The following is a 14,163-nucleotide window of genomic DNA, read 5'->3' as shown; positions in this document are numbered from 1 at the left end:
GATCAGGCGTAGCCCTGCGCCTGCAGCCGGAACAGCCGGGCATAGCGGCCGCCCTCGGCCATCAGGCTCGGGTGGTCGCCGCGCTCGAGGATACGCCCGCCGTCGATGACCAGGATCTGGTCGGCGGCGCGCACCGTGGAGAAGCGGTGGGAGATCAGCACCGTCATCTTGTCCCGGGCATGGGCGCGGAAGTCGGCGTAGACCGCCGCCTCGGCGGCCGCATCCATCGCCGCGGTGGGCTCGTCGAGCACCAGGATATCGGCGTCCTCGCGCATGTAGGCCCGGGCCAGGGCGATCTTCTGCCACTGGCCGCCGGACAGTTCCTGACCACCCTTGAACCAGCGGCCCAGCTGAGTGTGGTAGCCCGCCGGCATGGTGGCGATGAACTCCTCCGCCAGGCCGCGTCGGGCGGCTTCCTGCCAGCGGGCCTCGTCGCCGAAGGCGGCGACGTCGCCGGCGCCGAGGTTCTCGCCCACCTTGAGCTGGTAACGCACGAAGTCCTGGAAGATCACGCCGATGCGCCGGCGCAGCGTAGCCAGGTCCCACTCCCGCAGGTCGCTGCCGTCGAGCAGGATCCGCCCCTCGCCGGGATCGTAGAGGCGGGTCAGCAGCTTGATCAGGGTGGTCTTGCCCGAGCCGTTGACGCCGACCAGGGCCAGGCTGTGGCCCGGCGTCAGGTGCAGGTCGATGCCTGACAGCGCCGGCGCCTCGGCACCGGGGTAGGTGAAGCTCACCCCCTCGAAGCGGATGCCGTCGCCCGGCCGGGCCCCTCGGGTGCGCCGGCCGGTCTCGCGGGCCACTGGCTGTTCCAGGTACTCGTAGAGGTTCGACAGGTAGAGGTTGTCCTCGTACATGCCGCTGATCGCGGTGAGGCTTGCCGAGAGGGCCGCCTGGCCCTGCTTGAAGACCATCAGGTACATGGTCATCTCCCCCAGCGTCAACCGGCCCGCCACGGTGTCCACCACCACCCAGCCGTAGGCGCCGTAGAACGCCAGGGTGCCCAGCAGGCCGAGCAGGAAACCCCAGGTCTCGCGGCGAATCGTCAGGCGGCGATCCTCGGCATAGAGGCTGTCGAAGATGCGCCGGTAGCGGTCCAGCAGCAACGGCTCCAGGCCGAACAGCTTGACCTCCTTGATGCTGTCCTCCCGGGCGAGAACCGTCTCCAGGTACATCTGCATGCGGGTCTGGGGCGAGCGCCAGCGGAACAGGCGGAAGGCGTCGCCGGAGAAGCGGGCCTCGGAGACGAACACCGGCAGGGCGCCGAGCACCAGCACCCCCAGGGCCCAGGGCGAGAACTGCACCAGCAGCACCCCGAAGCTGACCAGCGAGATGCCGTTCTGGGCCAGGCCGAAGGTCTTGTTGACCAGGCCCAGGGGCCGGGTCGAGGCCTCCCGCCGCGCCCGGGTCAGCTTGTCGTAGAACTCGGAGTCCTCGAACTGGGAGAGCGACAGGGTGCCGGCCTTCTCGAGGATCATCACGTTGACCTTCTGGCCGAGCAGGGCGCGCAGCAGCGATTGCTGGGCCGCCAGGCCACGTTGGGCCAGGGCGATCAGCGCTACCACCCCGGCCTCCATCGCCACGTAGCGCAGTACCGGCCCGAGCAGGTCGGCGAGCGGCGCCCCGCCATCGCGGTGCTGGGCCATGGCGGCGACCACCGCGTCGACGATCAGCTGGCCGACCCAGGCAGCCACGGCGGGCAGCACGCCGGCCACCAGGGTGCACAGGGCCAGCCCCAGGGTCAGACCCCGCGAGGTCTGCCAGACCAGGCCCAGGGCGCGGTGGCTGTAGCGAAAGACACCGAGGAAGGCGGCCAGGCGCCCCTCGCGGGGCGGGGCGGTTTCGGCGTGGGCATGACGGCTGGTCAAACGCGGGCTCCGTCTCGGGATGTCATGGCCAGTGTACCGGGACGGACGCCGCAGCACAGGCGCAAGGGGGCAACACTGGTGACGGCCGGCCCGACAGGGGGCGGGGACGGCTATCCTGAACTCAGGAGGCGCGCCCGCACCCTGGCGGGCCGGCCGAGACCGACCAGGAGATACTGCTGATGACGATGACCCCCTACCTGATGCTCGATGGTTGCTGCGAGTCGGCCTTTCGCTTCTACGCCGACTGCCTGGGCGGCCGGATCGGGGCCCTGATGCGCTACGCCGAGGCCCCACCGGACGCGCAGCTGCCGCATGCCGACCCCGAGCGGGTCATGCACGTGCGCCTCGAGGTGGCGGACTGGGTGCTGATGGGGTCCGATACCCCCGCCGGCGGCACGGCGCCCGCCGGCGGGGTGTGGCTCAACCTGGCGGTCGAGTCGCCGGAGCGCGCCGAGGCGGTGTTCGCCGCCCTGGGGCAGGCCGGCGAGGTGCAGATGCCACTGCAGGAGACCTTCTGGGCCGAGCGCTTCGGCATGCTGGTCGACCGCTTCGGCATTCCCTGGATGGTCAGTTGCGAGAAGGAGGCCTGAGCGTTTCAGGCGAGTGACCGACACGACGACGCCCCGCGCGGGCGGGGCGTCGTCGTGATGGCCGGGAAGGGCGAGTTCAGCTCTCGTCGTCGGCCGCGGTGCTCTCGGAGTCCGCGCTGGCCACCGTGGTACCGGTCTCGCCGCTCTCCAGTGCCGCCAGCACCGGTTCGGCCTGGCGCTGGAAGGCCATCAGGGCGTCGCCGCTGAGGCTCTGGCTTTCCGGTAGTTCGACTTTCATGGCGTCCACCTGGCGGTTGTTGACCAGCACCTCGTAATGCAGGTGGGGACCCGTGCTGCGGCCAGTATTACCGGAAAGGGCGATGCGCTCGCCGCGGGTCACCCGGTCGCCGCGATTGACCAGCGGTCGCGACAGGTGCAGGTAGCGGGTCTTGTAGCCGTTGTCATGGCGGATGACGATATAGCGGCCGGCCGCCGGATGGTTGCCGACCTTCTCCACGCGGCCGTCGGCGGGGGCATTGACCGCAGTGCCGCTGGGCATGGCGAAGTCGGTGCCCTTGTGGGGGCTGATGCGCCCGGTGACCGGGTGGCGGCGGCGCGGGTTGAACGACGAGCTCAGGCGATAATGGCCCGCGAAGGGGCGACGGTCGAAGGCCGGGTCGAGGCTGGCGCCATCCGGGGTGTAGAAGCGGTTGTCCTCGTCGTTGCGCACCAGTGTCAGGTCCATGCGCGCACCGTCATAGTTGACCGCCAGCACCCGCGGGTCGAGGCTCTTGCCGTCGATGATGTCGGACTCCACCAGCACTTGAAAACGATCGCCGCGACGGGTGTCGCGGCGGAAGTCCAGTTTCTTCTCCAGCACCTGGGCGAGCTCGGCCACCTCGGCACTGGTCAGGCCCGTGGCCTGTGCCGAGCGGGCGAAGCTGCCGCTGACCGTCCCGGCATAGAGCCGCTGGGTGGCCTCGCCGGCGCGCTCGATGGTCGCCACGTCGATGCCTTGCTCGCCACGCTCGACCAGGTAGCCATCCCGGGCGTTCTTCATCAGACGCAGGGCGAGCAGCTTGCCCTCGGCGTCGAGCTGGTACTCGAAGTGGTTGCCGACTCGCCAGTGGCTCAGCAGGCGCGGCTCGGGCATCGCCTCCAGCAGGGTCATTACCTCGCTGTAGCCCATGCCCAGGTGCTCCTGGGCCATGAGCGCGAAGGTATCGCCCGGCTGGACGGTGTAGGTCTGCCACTCGGGGACATAGGGTTCGCTGGCGGCAATCTCTTCCTCGAGGAGGATCGGGCCCTCGTCGAACAGCTCGAGATCGTCCTCGGAGACCTCCTCGTAGGAGGTGGCATCGGCCACCAGGCGCTCGTTGGATGCGAGCATGCCGCTGGCCACCGTGCCGAGCACGATGGCCATGTGGCGGGCGCCCTCGTCCAGGGGAGATGACGCGGTGTCCGTGGCCTCGCGCTGCGAATCAGCGTTGCTAACCGAGGCGGCGTCCGGCTTGGCCTGGGCCGTGTCGATGAAGTCGAGATCGACGATCTCGGAGGCGGTCAGCTGTGACAGGGGCACCGGCTCGCGGGTGGCGTCCATGGCCCGGGAGGCCACCTGGATGGCCTTGGTGACCGGCTCGCGATCCAGGGACAGCGATGGCACGCCGGGGGAAGCCGTGGCGTCGAGGGGGACCAGCACGGTGTCGAGGGGTTGCCGGTCATGCCGGGCGTCCTCGACGGAGGTGAGAATCTTGTGGGCGCCCAGCACTGTGACCATGGTGGCAACGGGTAACAACAGTAACTTGTGTGTGCGGGGCAGCGAATTAAGGATTCGCATCATGGATTTGGCCGTAATAAAAAAGGTGTATAGAACATAGAAAAAGTCACTAGAACCTTAACCCATGATGGTTATAGTGCCTAGTCTGTACACCCATACAGTAGCCCGCCTCACCCCCTCCCTGAGCGGGAAGGAGGTAGGCGGTTGAATAGCGAACACTGTTTGTTTACTGAGGCCGACAGTGACATGACCCGTGGCCGCTTGGCAACCCCCGGCATCGCCTCATGAGGTCAAGGTACCGTCGCGGTAGTCGCGCATGGCCTTGTCGAGCTCATGGCGATGGTTCATCACGAAGGGGCCGTAATGGGCGATCGGCTCGCCATGGGGCTCTCCGGCAAGCAGCAGGGCCTGGGCGCCTTCGGCGCTGGACAACAGGAGTTCTTCCCCGGCGCTCAGGCGGGCGAGCTGCCCTTTCCCGACAGGGGTGCCCGCGACGTCCAGGCTGCCGGCGAAGACGTAGACCAGCAGGGTGGTGGCGTGGTTTGCCAGAGCGAGCTCGCCACCGGCGTCCAGTCGTGCATGGGAGACGGCTCCCTGGCCGGCCAGCCGCGCCAAGGGGCCGTCGACGCTATCGCCGGCCAGTGTCTGCCAGCGTCCGCCCAGCGCGGTCAGGGAGGCATGGCTGCCGACCAACTCGGGCATCTCTTCGGCGCGTACATCCCGATAGGTCGCCTCGCTGAGCTTGTCCCGGGCCGCCAGGTTCAGCCACAGCTGGAAGGCGTGGAGCCCCTTGTGGTCGGTCAGCGGCATCTCGGAGTGGATGATGCCGCGGCCGGTGTGCATCCACTGGGCATCGCCCGAGCGAATGGTGCTTGAGTGGCCGAGGTGGTCCTCATGGGTCAGGCCCCCATGGATCACATAGGTCAGCGTCTGGATTCCCCGGTGGGGGTGAGACGGGAAGCCGCCGATGTAGTCGTCCGGCCGATCGGAGCCCAGCTCGTCGAGCATCAGGAAGGGGTCCAGGCCCCCTGCGAAGTCATGTAGACGCTGGATCTTGACGCCATCGCCATCCTGGCTCGGCTGGGTGTTCAGCAGACGCTCTACCTGCCGGGTCGTCGAGGTGGGGGCCATGATGTCGTCTCCGCTTCCGAAAGATAAGGATTTGTATTCTAGGTCGGTTTTTTCGAAAATTAAGCGCAATAATTCGCTACTTTTATTCGAGGAAATCGAAATGTCACGTGTCACCCTGGCCCAATGGCAGATGCTGGCTGCCGTGGTCGATCACGGCGGCTTCGCCCGTGCCGCCGAGGCCATCCACAAGAGCCCGTCGACCCTCAATCATGCGGTGCACAAGTTGGAGGAGCAGCTCGGCGTGGCGGTGCTGGAGCCGGTGGGGCGCCAGGTGCGGCTGACCGAGGCCGGCGAGATGCTGCTGCGTCGCGCTCGTCAGCTGATCGAGAACGCCGATTCCCTGGAGGATGTGGCCACGCGGCTGGCCGAGGGCCTGGAGGCGGAGATTGTGCTGGCCATCGATCAGATCTTTCCCCCGGATGCCCTGGCCCGCGCACTGGAAGCCTTCTCGGCGTCGTATCCCCACGTGCGGGTGCAGCTCCATGAGACAGTGCTCAACGGGGGGGTCGAGATGCTCGAGGACGGCCACGCTGACCTGCTGGTCTCGGGGCTGGCCGCCAAGGGCTTTCTGGGTGAGTCGCTGGTGACGGTCGGCTTTATCGCCGTTGCCCACCCCGACCATCCGCTGCATCGCCTGGGGCGGGTGCTGGACCTGCGTGACCTGGAGCAGCACCGCCAGCTGGTGGTGCGCGACTCCGCCCTTCGCCAGTCCCTGGATGCTGGCTGGCTGAAAGCCGAACAGCGCTGGACGGTGAGCCATCTCGACACCTCCATCGACATGCTCGAGCGCAACCTCGGTTTCGCCTGGGTGCCCGAGACGCGCATCATTGGCGCTCTGCAGGCGGGGCGCCTGAAGCCGCTGCCACTGGCGGCCGGGGGTGTTCGCGAGGTGCCGATCCAGCTGATCCATCGTGACCGGGATCGTGCCGGGCCGGCTACCCGGGCCATGGCCCAGCATCTGCAGGATGCCGTCTCGGCCTGTGCGCCTTCGAATCGATTCGAAAAAATCGAATGATTTTAGGAAAATTGTGCGCTTGAGCTTCAATTTTATTGGCTTACGCTGGCAGTAATCTCACCAGTCACGAGGAGGCCAAGATGGGGCTCTTGATCAACGGACAATGGCACGACCAGTGGTACGACACCAAGACGCACGGCGGGGAGTTCGTTCGCGAATCCGCAAAACTGCGTGACTGGGTCACCGCCGACGGGTCTCCGGGCCCGGACGGCCAGCCGGGTCGGCCCGCCGAGGCGGGCCGCTACCACCTCTATGTGTCTCTCGCCTGCCCCTGGGCCCACCGGGTACTGATCATGCGGCGTCTCAAGGGCCTCGAAGGTCTGATTGGCGTCTCCCATACCAGCCCGTTGATGCTCGACCAGGGGTGGACCTATCAGCGTGACGAGGGCTCCAGCGGCGACCCGGTCAATGGGGTCGATTTCCATCGCGAGCTCTATACCCTTACCGACCCGCACTACACCGGCCGGGTGACGGTGCCGGCCCTGTGGGACAAGCAGGACGGCCGGATCGTCAACAATGAGTCGGCGGAGCTGGTGCGCATGCTCAACGGCGCCTTCGATGGGCTTGCCGGCAATCACCTGGACCTCTACCCGGAGGACCTGCGCGAGACCATCGACGCCGTCAACGCCGATGTCTATGAGAACGTCAACAACGGGGTCTACAAGTCGGGCTTCGCCACCGACCAGGGCGTCTACGAGAAACACGTCAAGGCGCTGTTCGCGTCCCTGGATCGGCTGGAGACTCGGCTGGCCGAGTGGCGCTACCTGGCCGGCGAGTGGCTCACCGAGGCGGATATCCGGCTGTTCACCACCCTGGTGCGCTTCGATGCCGTCTATCACGGCCACTTCAAGTGCAACCTGCGGCGTATCGAGGACTACCCGAACCTGTCGAATTACCTGCGTGAGCTCTACCAGTGGCCGGGTGTGGCCGAAACGGTCGACATGGACCATATCCAGCGCCATTACTACCTGAGCCACAAGTCCATCAATCCCAACGGTATCGTCCCCGCCGGCCCAGTGCTCGCACTCGACCGGCCCCATGACCGCGATCGCCTGCCGGGCAAGGGTATCCGCGGGAAGGGATAACGAGGTGCGAGGGGCGAGGGGTTAACTCCTTACCCCTTGCACCTCGCTCCTCGCCCCTTACCGCTGCTTGGCCAGCCAGCGATCCAGGGCATTGGCGAACTCGCGGCGATCCACGTCCGAATAGCCCTTGGGGCCGCCGGTGTGCTCGCCGCTGGCGCGCTGGGTCTCCATGCCAGTTCTGTATGAGTCGCATTGGGACCCGTGCAGATGCGGCCGGTCAGGCGTTCTTCGCCAGCCAGCGATCCAGGGCATTGGCGAACTCGCGGCGATCAACATCCGAATAGCCCTTGGGGCCGCCGGTATGCTCGCCGCTGGCGCGCAGGGTCTCCATGCCAGTTCTGTATGAGTCGCATTGGGACCCGTGCAGATGCGGCCGGTCAGGCGTTCTTCGCCAGCCAGCGATCCAGGGCATTGGCGAACTCGCGGCGATCAACATCCGAATAGCCCTTGGGGCCGCCGGTATGCTCGCCGCTGGCGCGCAGGGTCTCCATGAAGTCCCGCATCTGCACCCGGGCGCGGATGTTGCTCTTGTCCAGCGCCTCGCCGCGGCTGGTCATCACGCTGGCGCCATGCTCGATGGCGGCCATGGCCAGCGGCAGGTCCGAGGTGACCACCAGGTCGCCGGGCTGGAGGCGTTCGACGATCTCGTCGTCGGCGGCGTCGAAACCGTGGCTCACCGCCAGCCCCTTGACCCACTTCGAGGGCGGCAGGGGGACCTGATGATTGGCCACGAAGGTGGTCGGCGTGGCGGTGCGCTCGGCGGCGCGCACGATGATGTCGCGGGCGATGCGCGGACAGGCATCGGCGTCGACCCAGAGGCTTGGCATGGAAGGCTCCTGAAAGAGGGCGGGGGCGAATAAGGCTGGCCAGGGCAGCGCGGCGATGGTAGCATGCGCGCTCCTCGCATGTGCTGACCCCACCATCATGACGATGCGACCCGCTCACGCCAGGTGAGCGCGATGATCGCAAAACGCCAGGCCCCGTGCCCCGTGCGTTCGAACTGTGAAGATGGAGCGCCAACGAGAATTCGCCACCCGGGCGAGTTCGGCGCAGACGGTCGCCACGACGGTTCGCCTGCCAGGGTGCAGGTGCCAACCGGATGCCAGGTGCGACCGGCGTCCCCGACTCCGATGTAGTTGCCTTGCCGCGTGCAGGGTCCTGACCGTGTTGACCGCGTCAGGGGCGCCAACGATGTTTTTCGCCGGCCCTGCCGGCCTACCAAGGTGTGATTCATGACCTCGACTTCTGTCGCCTCGCCGAGCTTCGGCGATCTGGCCCTGCTGCCTGACGTTCTCTCCGCCATCGAGACCCTCGGCTACGAGACCCCGTCGCCGATCCAGGCACAGACCATTCCGGCCCTGCTGGAAGGCCGCGACATGCTGGGCCAGGCCCAGACCGGCACCGGCAAGACCGCTGCCTTCGCCCTGCCGCTGCTTTCGCGGCTCGACCTCTCGCGCCGCGCGCCCCAGGTGCTGGTGCTGGCCCCGACCCGCGAGCTGGCCCAGCAGGTCGCCGTGTCGTTCACCAAGTACGGCCAGAACCTCAAGGGCCTGGAAGTGGCGACCCTGTGCGGTGGCCAGGAATACCGCGAGCAGCTCAGCGCCCTGCGGCGTGGTGCCCAGGTCGTGGTCGGCACCCCCGGCCGGGTCATCGACCACCTGGATCGCGGCAGTCTGAAGCTCGATGGCCTGTCCGCCCTGGTGCTCGATGAGGCCGACGAGATGCTGCGCATGGGCTTCATCGATGACGTCAAGCGCGTGGTGGCCGACACCCCCACCGACGCCCAACGGGTGTTCTTCTCCGCCACGCTGCCCACCGAGATCGAGCGCATCGTCAACCGCTACCTGGTGGAGCCGGTCAAGGTGGCCATCGAGTCGCGCACCACCACCGGCGAGAATATCGAGCAGCGCCGGGTACGCATCGAGGGCGGCGCCAAGCTGGAAGCCCTGGCGCGTATCCTCGAGGTGGAACCGGTGGACGGCGCCATCGTCTTCGTGCGTACCCGCGCGGCCTGCACCACCCTGATGGAGCAGCTCTCCGCCCGCGGCGTGAACGTGGCCAGCCTGTCCGGCGACCTGGATCAGAGCCTGCGCGAGCGCACCATCACCCGCCTCAAGCGCGGCAAGGTCGACGTGCTGATCGCCACCGACGTGGCTGCCCGCGGCCTGGACGTGCCGCGCATCACCCACGTCATCAACTATGACCTGCCGCAGGATTCCGAGGCCTATACCCACCGCATCGGGCGCACCGGCCGCGCCGGCCGCGACGGTGTGGCGATCACCTTCGCCGGCAACCGCGAGAGCCGCAAGGTCGGCTGGCTGGAGCAGGCCACCGGCCAGAAGATGATCGAGATGCCGCTGCCCGACGAGGCCGCCATCCGCGCCCATCGCGACCAGGTCTTCCACCACCGGGTGGTTGCCTCCCTGACCAAGGGCGCCGACGAGCAGCGGGCCCTGGTGGAGCGGCTGGTCGAGGAGGGGCATGACCCCGTCGAGCTGGCCTGCGCCTTCGCCGCCCTGGCCCGTGCCGACGAGGCGCCCATCGGCCGTCTCCAGGCGCCGCGCAAGGAGCGTAACGAGCGCAGCCCGCGCGACGGCAAGGCGCCGCGTCGCGAGGGCGGTCCCCGCGACCGTGCCCCCAGCGAGGGCATGACCCGCTATCGCGTCTCCGTGGGCCACAAGGACGGCGTCAAGCCGGGCCAACTGGTCGGCGCGCTGGCCAACGAGGGCGGCATCGAGGGCAACCGCATTGGCCGTATCGACATCCGCAATGCATTCTCCGTCGTCGAGTTGCCGAACGGCCTGCCGTCCAGCATCCTGGCCAAGATGGCGCGCGCCCGGGTGGCCGGTCGTCCGCTGGAGATCAGCGAGGACCGCGCCCCCGAGCGGGCTCCCCGTCGTCGCCGCGATGACGATGGCCCGGTGCCTCGCCGCGAGCGGGCCTGAGCCGCGTCGCCGGGGGAGACCTCGGCGACACCCGTAACGACCAGCAGGCCGGGGGGTTCCCCCGGCCTGCTGTCGTTGATATCGCCGACACCTTTCATCGCCCACAGGGAGGGAGCACGCATGTGGAAGCGCTTGCCGTTCCGGTTGCGCGGTTACCTGATCACCATGACCGGGGTGCTCCTGCTGTCGCCGGATGCCCTGTTGGTCAAGGATACCCAGGTGGATGTCGCCACCTTCATGTTCTGGCGGGGGCTGCTGCTCGGCAGCCTGCTGCTGCTGATCGCCGTGCTGCGCTACGGGCGCGCCCTGCCGGCGGCCATCCGTGCCTGCGGCCCCGCCATCTGGTGGTGCCCGCTGGCCTTCGCCGGCAGTGCCTGGGCCTTCGTGATCGCCAACCGGCTCACCTCCGCCGGCAACGTGCTGGTGATGATGAACCTGGCACCGCTGGTCGCCGGGCTGATCGGCCTGCTGTGCTTCGGCCAGCGGCTGCGGCGCCAGACCTGGGTGGTGATCGGCATCTGCGTGACCGGCGCGAGCCTGATGGCGGCGGGGGAGCTCGGGCAGGGCAGCCTGCTGGGCCTGGCGGTGGCGCTGTTCGTGCCGGCCTCCATTGCCATCAATACCACCGTGGCCAGCGTCCAGAAGGGCGACCGCCGGCGCGGGGTCGACACCACCGTGGTGCTGCCGCTGGGCTGTCTGGCGATGCTGCTGCCCGCCATCCCGCTGGGCGGGGTGCAGATACCGCCGCCCGACGACATGCAGCGCATCGCCCTGATGGGCCTGCTGCTGCCCGCCGCCTACTTCCTGATCCAGACCGGCCCGCGCTACCTCCCCGGCGCCGAGGTCAGCCTGGTGATGCTGCTCGAGACTCTGGTTGGAACCCTGCTGGTCTGGGCCTGGGTCGGTGAAGTACCGACGCTGCTGGCCTTCCTGGGGGGAGGGCTGATCGTTGCCGCCATGCTGCTCAGCGGCCTGCGCGACCTGCATCGTCAGCGCCGCAAGGCGGCTGCCGGGGCCCCGGATGCTCAGCGGCTTCCGCAAATGGCCGCCCAGGCTCAGGAGGACAGCGAGACGTCATGCCAGGGCGAGATGGGTCTCGAGCGCCGCTGAGCCTGGTCGGATCGGTGCGCTGGTGAAGCCCCTCGACGGTGACGGCGGGGGCGCCGTCGCCTGGCTCAGGGGGCGCCGGCGATCAGTTGCTCGGCAAAGCGCCGCAGCACCGCGGAGGCGGCGGGCGCGGGCTTGACGGCCTCGATCAGGGCGTCGGCATCCTGCCCCTGCTCGGCCAGGGCCTCGCGCTGGTGGCTCAGGTAGGCGCGCATCACCGGGGCGGTGAATTCCGGATGGAACTGGACGCTCCACTGCCGGGGGCCGTAGCGCAGGGCCTGGTAAGCGTCATGGGCATTATGGGCCAGCACCTCGGCCTGAGGTGGGGCCTCGAGCACCGACTGGGCATGGGTCAGCTGGGCACTGAAGGTGTCGGGCTGCTCGCCCAGCAAGGGATCGCGGCGGCCGGCCTCGGTCAGGGTGATCGTCTGGGTGCCGGTTTCCCGACCCCCCGGATGGTAGCCGACCGCGCCGCCGCACGCCGCGGCCATCAGCTGATGGCCGTAGCAGACACCGAGCATGGCGATGTCCTTCGCGATGGCCTCGCGCAGCCAGGGCATCAATGCCTCGCTCCAGGGCTCGGCGTCGCTGACCATGGCATGGGAGCCGGTGATCACCAGGGCGTTGAAGTTGTCCAGGGCGGGCGGGGCGCCGTCGCGGCGGGCATCGAAGACCGACAGGGACAGCGCCGGATGGCGCCTGGCCAGCGGCTCCAGTACGGCCAGGAACAAGGCCTCGAAGTCACCGTGCATCCGCGCCACGTCCTCGAAGGTATCGCCGGTCTTGACGATCAGCAGTCGTGGCATCTCAGCGGTCCCCCGCCAGCCGCTGTCCCAGGGCCTGCATGAAGGCCACCCCGGCCTCGAGCTGCTCGATCTCGAGGTACTCATCCGGCTGGTGGGCCTGGGCGATGCTGCCCGGGCCGCAGATCACCGTGGACAGGCCGGCCCGCTGGAACTGGCCGGCCTCGGTGGCATAGGCCACCGCCCCGGAGGGCACCTCCCCGACCAGCGCCCGGCACAGGGCCAATACTTCGGCGTTGTCGTCATCGGCCAGCGCCGGCACGGTGTTGGTGAGGCGCTCGGTGCGGATCCCGGTCTCCGGGGCCCGGGCATGCATCTCGGCCTGCAGCTCGTCGGCATAGGCCTCGACCCGGCCCAGCAGGTCCTCGAAGCGGTCTCCCGGGAGGTGGCGTACCTCCCAGTCGAAGCTGCACTCCCGGGCCATGATATTGATGGCGGTGCCGCCGGCAATCTTGCCCACGTGCAGGCTCGAGTGGGCGACGTTGAAGGCCTCGTCGACTCGGCCCTCGGCGCGCAGCTCGGCCATCACGTCCTCGATGCGGGTCACCAGACGGGCGGCGACGTGGATCGCCGAGACGCCCTGATTGACCTGGCTGGAGTGGGCGGCGCGGCCGGTCACGGTGGTGCGCAGGTTGGTGCTGCCCTTGTGGGCCACCACCGGCTGCATCAGAGTCGGCTCGCCGACGAACACCGCCGCCGGCCGGGGGTGGTCGGCCAGCAGCCGCTCGATCAAGCGTGGCGCGCCCAGGCAGCCGACCTCCTCGTCATAGGAGAAGGCCAGGTAGATTGGCCGCTTGAGCTCCAGGGTCACCCAGTGCGGCACCTCGGCCAGGGCGCAGGCGATGAAGGCCTTCATGTCGCAGGTGCCACGGCCGTAGAGGCGGCCATCGCCGCCGTCGCGCAGGGTGAAGGGATCGCTGGACCAGGGCTGGCCATCCACCGGCACCACGTCGGTATGGCCGGACAGCACCACACCGCCCTCCACGGCCGGCCCGATCCGGGCCAGCAGATTGGCCTTGGTGCCGTCGTCGTTGTCGACGCGCCAGTGCTCGACGCCATGGCCGTCAAGATACTCCTCGACGAAGGCGATCAGGTCCAGGTTCGAGTCACGCGAGACGGTGGCAAAGCCCACCAGAGTCTCGAGGAGCTGAGCGGCGTCGGTCATGGTCGGGCTCCGGAATGGGGGGAATCGTCCGCTAGCCTACCATGCATCCCCCGGAGGGGAAGACGGCCCGCTATGCCGCTCAGGCCCTCAGCCGGCGTGCCAGGCGGGGCAGGGAGGCAACCTCGCCACGCAGCCACGGGCCCAGCAGCCGGGTCGACAGCGGGATGAACAGGAAGACCATCACCGGAGTCAGCATCAGGGTGCTGGCCAGCACTCGCGGCACCAGGGGCAGGCCCGCCAGCGACTCGCCGAACAGCAGCTGGAAGCCAAGCGAGACGGGAAAGAAGGCGAGCCAGATGGCGATGGCCTGCTTCCAGCGCGGCGGTGCGGCGCTGCCGGCGGGCTGGAACCAGTGGTCCAGGCCGGTGGCGCGGTGCTCCTGGGGCGCCTCGAACAGGCCCTGGCCGCGGGCCAGCCAGGCCCGACGCGAGGCGGAGTGCTCCCAGGTGCCGAGGGTCTCGGCATCGCGGAAGCGGAAGATGATCTGGTACTCGTCATCGTCGGGGGGCGGGGCCAGCACCCCGGAGCCCAGGTAGCCGCCGAAGTCCGCGGCCAGCGCGCGGCCCTCCTCGAGCCACGAGAGGAAATCACGGTAGCGCCCGCGGGCCACGCGACGCGCCACCATCAGGGTGACGGGATCAGAGGACATGGTGGTTCTCCTGAAGGATTCGGCGGCCCGGGTAGGGCCGCCGACGACACAGCCGAGGGGTAACTCCGCTGTCCGGCGGGATAATAGTCCA

The 14,163-nt window shown here is 68.5% G+C and carries 14 protein-coding genes; 5 read left to right on the top strand and 9 right to left on the bottom strand.

What is annotated here, in order from left to right:
• Positions 1-2: 2 nt before the first annotated feature.
• On the bottom strand, positions 3-1,865 hold the full coding sequence (locus tag EKG36_RS11435) for an ABC transporter ATP-binding protein (RefSeq protein ID WP_126484168.1): 1,863 nt from the start codon (positions 1,863-1,865) through the stop codon (positions 3-5).
• 179 nt (positions 1,866-2,044) lie between these two features.
• Between EKG36_RS11435 and EKG36_RS11430 the strand changes: the two genes are divergently transcribed.
• Entirely contained in the window at positions 2,045-2,455 is a 411-nt protein-coding gene (locus tag EKG36_RS11430) for a VOC family protein (RefSeq protein WP_126484166.1), read from the top strand.
• 76 nt (positions 2,456-2,531) lie between these two features.
• Here EKG36_RS11430 and EKG36_RS11425 read toward each other — a convergent pair whose 3' ends face one another.
• Together EKG36_RS11425 and EKG36_RS11420 are read right to left on the bottom strand one after the other, a co-directional pair.
• Positions 2,532-4,235 carry a peptidoglycan DD-metalloendopeptidase family protein gene (locus tag EKG36_RS11425; protein ID WP_126484164.1) on the bottom strand — a complete coding sequence of 568 codons (1,704 nt, stop codon included), beginning with the start codon at positions 4,233-4,235 and terminating at the stop codon, positions 2,532-2,534.
• Positions 4,236-4,454: 219 nt separating this feature from the next.
• A complete protein-coding gene (locus EKG36_RS11420) occupies positions 4,455-5,303 on the bottom strand; it encodes a pirin family protein (protein WP_126484161.1) in 849 nt (282 codons plus the stop codon).
• A 100-nt stretch (positions 5,304-5,403) separates the two neighbouring features.
• On the opposite strand from EKG36_RS11420, the gene EKG36_RS11415 reads away from it, so the two are divergent.
• Positions 5,404-6,318: a LysR family transcriptional regulator gene (locus EKG36_RS11415; protein ID WP_126484159.1), complete on the top strand. Its 915-nt coding sequence runs from the start codon at positions 5,404-5,406 to the stop codon at positions 6,316-6,318.
• A gap of 80 nt (positions 6,319-6,398) precedes the next feature.
• Positions 6,399-7,403 carry a glutathione S-transferase family protein gene (locus tag EKG36_RS11410; RefSeq protein WP_126484157.1) on the top strand — a complete coding sequence of 335 codons (1,005 nt, stop codon included), beginning with the start codon at positions 6,399-6,401 and terminating at the stop codon, positions 7,401-7,403.
• A gap of 57 nt (positions 7,404-7,460) precedes the next feature.
• On the opposite strand, the gene EKG36_RS11405 is transcribed toward EKG36_RS11410, so the two are convergent.
• The 3 genes from EKG36_RS11405 to EKG36_RS11395 are packed head-to-tail and all read right to left on the bottom strand — an operon-like array spanning position 7,461 to position 8,230.
• Complete coding sequence (locus tag EKG36_RS11405; RefSeq protein WP_425459585.1) at positions 7,461-7,574, bottom strand: DUF188 domain-containing protein; 114 nt, start codon at positions 7,572-7,574, stop codon at positions 7,461-7,463.
• Between the two features lie 46 nt (positions 7,575-7,620).
• Positions 7,621-7,734 (bottom strand): DUF188 domain-containing protein, encoded by a 114-nt coding sequence (locus tag EKG36_RS11400; RefSeq protein ID WP_425459584.1) that lies wholly within the window; start codon positions 7,732-7,734, stop codon positions 7,621-7,623.
• 46 nt (positions 7,735-7,780) lie between these two features.
• Entirely contained in the window at positions 7,781-8,230 is a 450-nt protein-coding gene (locus EKG36_RS11395; protein ID WP_126484155.1) for a YaiI/YqxD family protein, read from the bottom strand.
• Positions 8,231-8,635: 405 nt separating this feature from the next.
• Between EKG36_RS11395 and EKG36_RS11385 the strand changes: the two genes are divergently transcribed.
• Together EKG36_RS11385 and EKG36_RS11380 are read left to right on the top strand one after the other, a co-directional pair.
• Complete coding sequence (locus EKG36_RS11385) at positions 8,636-10,348, top strand: DEAD/DEAH box helicase (protein WP_126484153.1); 1,713 nt, start codon at positions 8,636-8,638, stop codon at positions 10,346-10,348.
• Positions 10,349-10,468: 120 nt separating this feature from the next.
• Complete coding sequence (locus EKG36_RS11380) at positions 10,469-11,458, top strand: DMT family transporter (RefSeq protein ID WP_126484150.1); 990 nt, start codon at positions 10,469-10,471, stop codon at positions 11,456-11,458.
• A gap of 65 nt (positions 11,459-11,523) precedes the next feature.
• On the opposite strand, the gene EKG36_RS11375 is transcribed toward EKG36_RS11380, so the two are convergent.
• From EKG36_RS11375 to EKG36_RS11365, 3 genes are all read right to left on the bottom strand, one after another.
• On the bottom strand, positions 11,524-12,261 hold the full coding sequence (locus EKG36_RS11375; protein ID WP_126484148.1) for a glutamine amidotransferase: 738 nt from the start codon (positions 12,259-12,261) through the stop codon (positions 11,524-11,526).
• 1 nt (position 12,262) lies between these two features.
• A complete protein-coding gene (gene argE, locus EKG36_RS11370; protein WP_126484146.1) occupies positions 12,263-13,423 on the bottom strand; it encodes an acetylornithine deacetylase in 1,161 nt (386 codons plus the stop codon).
• 79 nt (positions 13,424-13,502) lie between these two features.
• On the bottom strand, positions 13,503-14,072 hold the full coding sequence (locus EKG36_RS11365; RefSeq protein WP_126484144.1) for a putative antibiotic biosynthesis monooxygenase: 570 nt from the start codon (positions 14,070-14,072) through the stop codon (positions 13,503-13,505).
• Between the last annotated feature and the right edge of the window lie 91 nt (positions 14,073-14,163).

Source organism: Halomonas nitroreducens, from assembly GCF_003966155.1.
GTDB lineage: Bacteria > Pseudomonadota > Gammaproteobacteria > Pseudomonadales > Halomonadaceae > Halomonas > Halomonas nitroreducens.
Note: the sequence above shows the minus strand (reverse complement) of the source record. Positions and strands in the feature narration are given on the sequence as shown.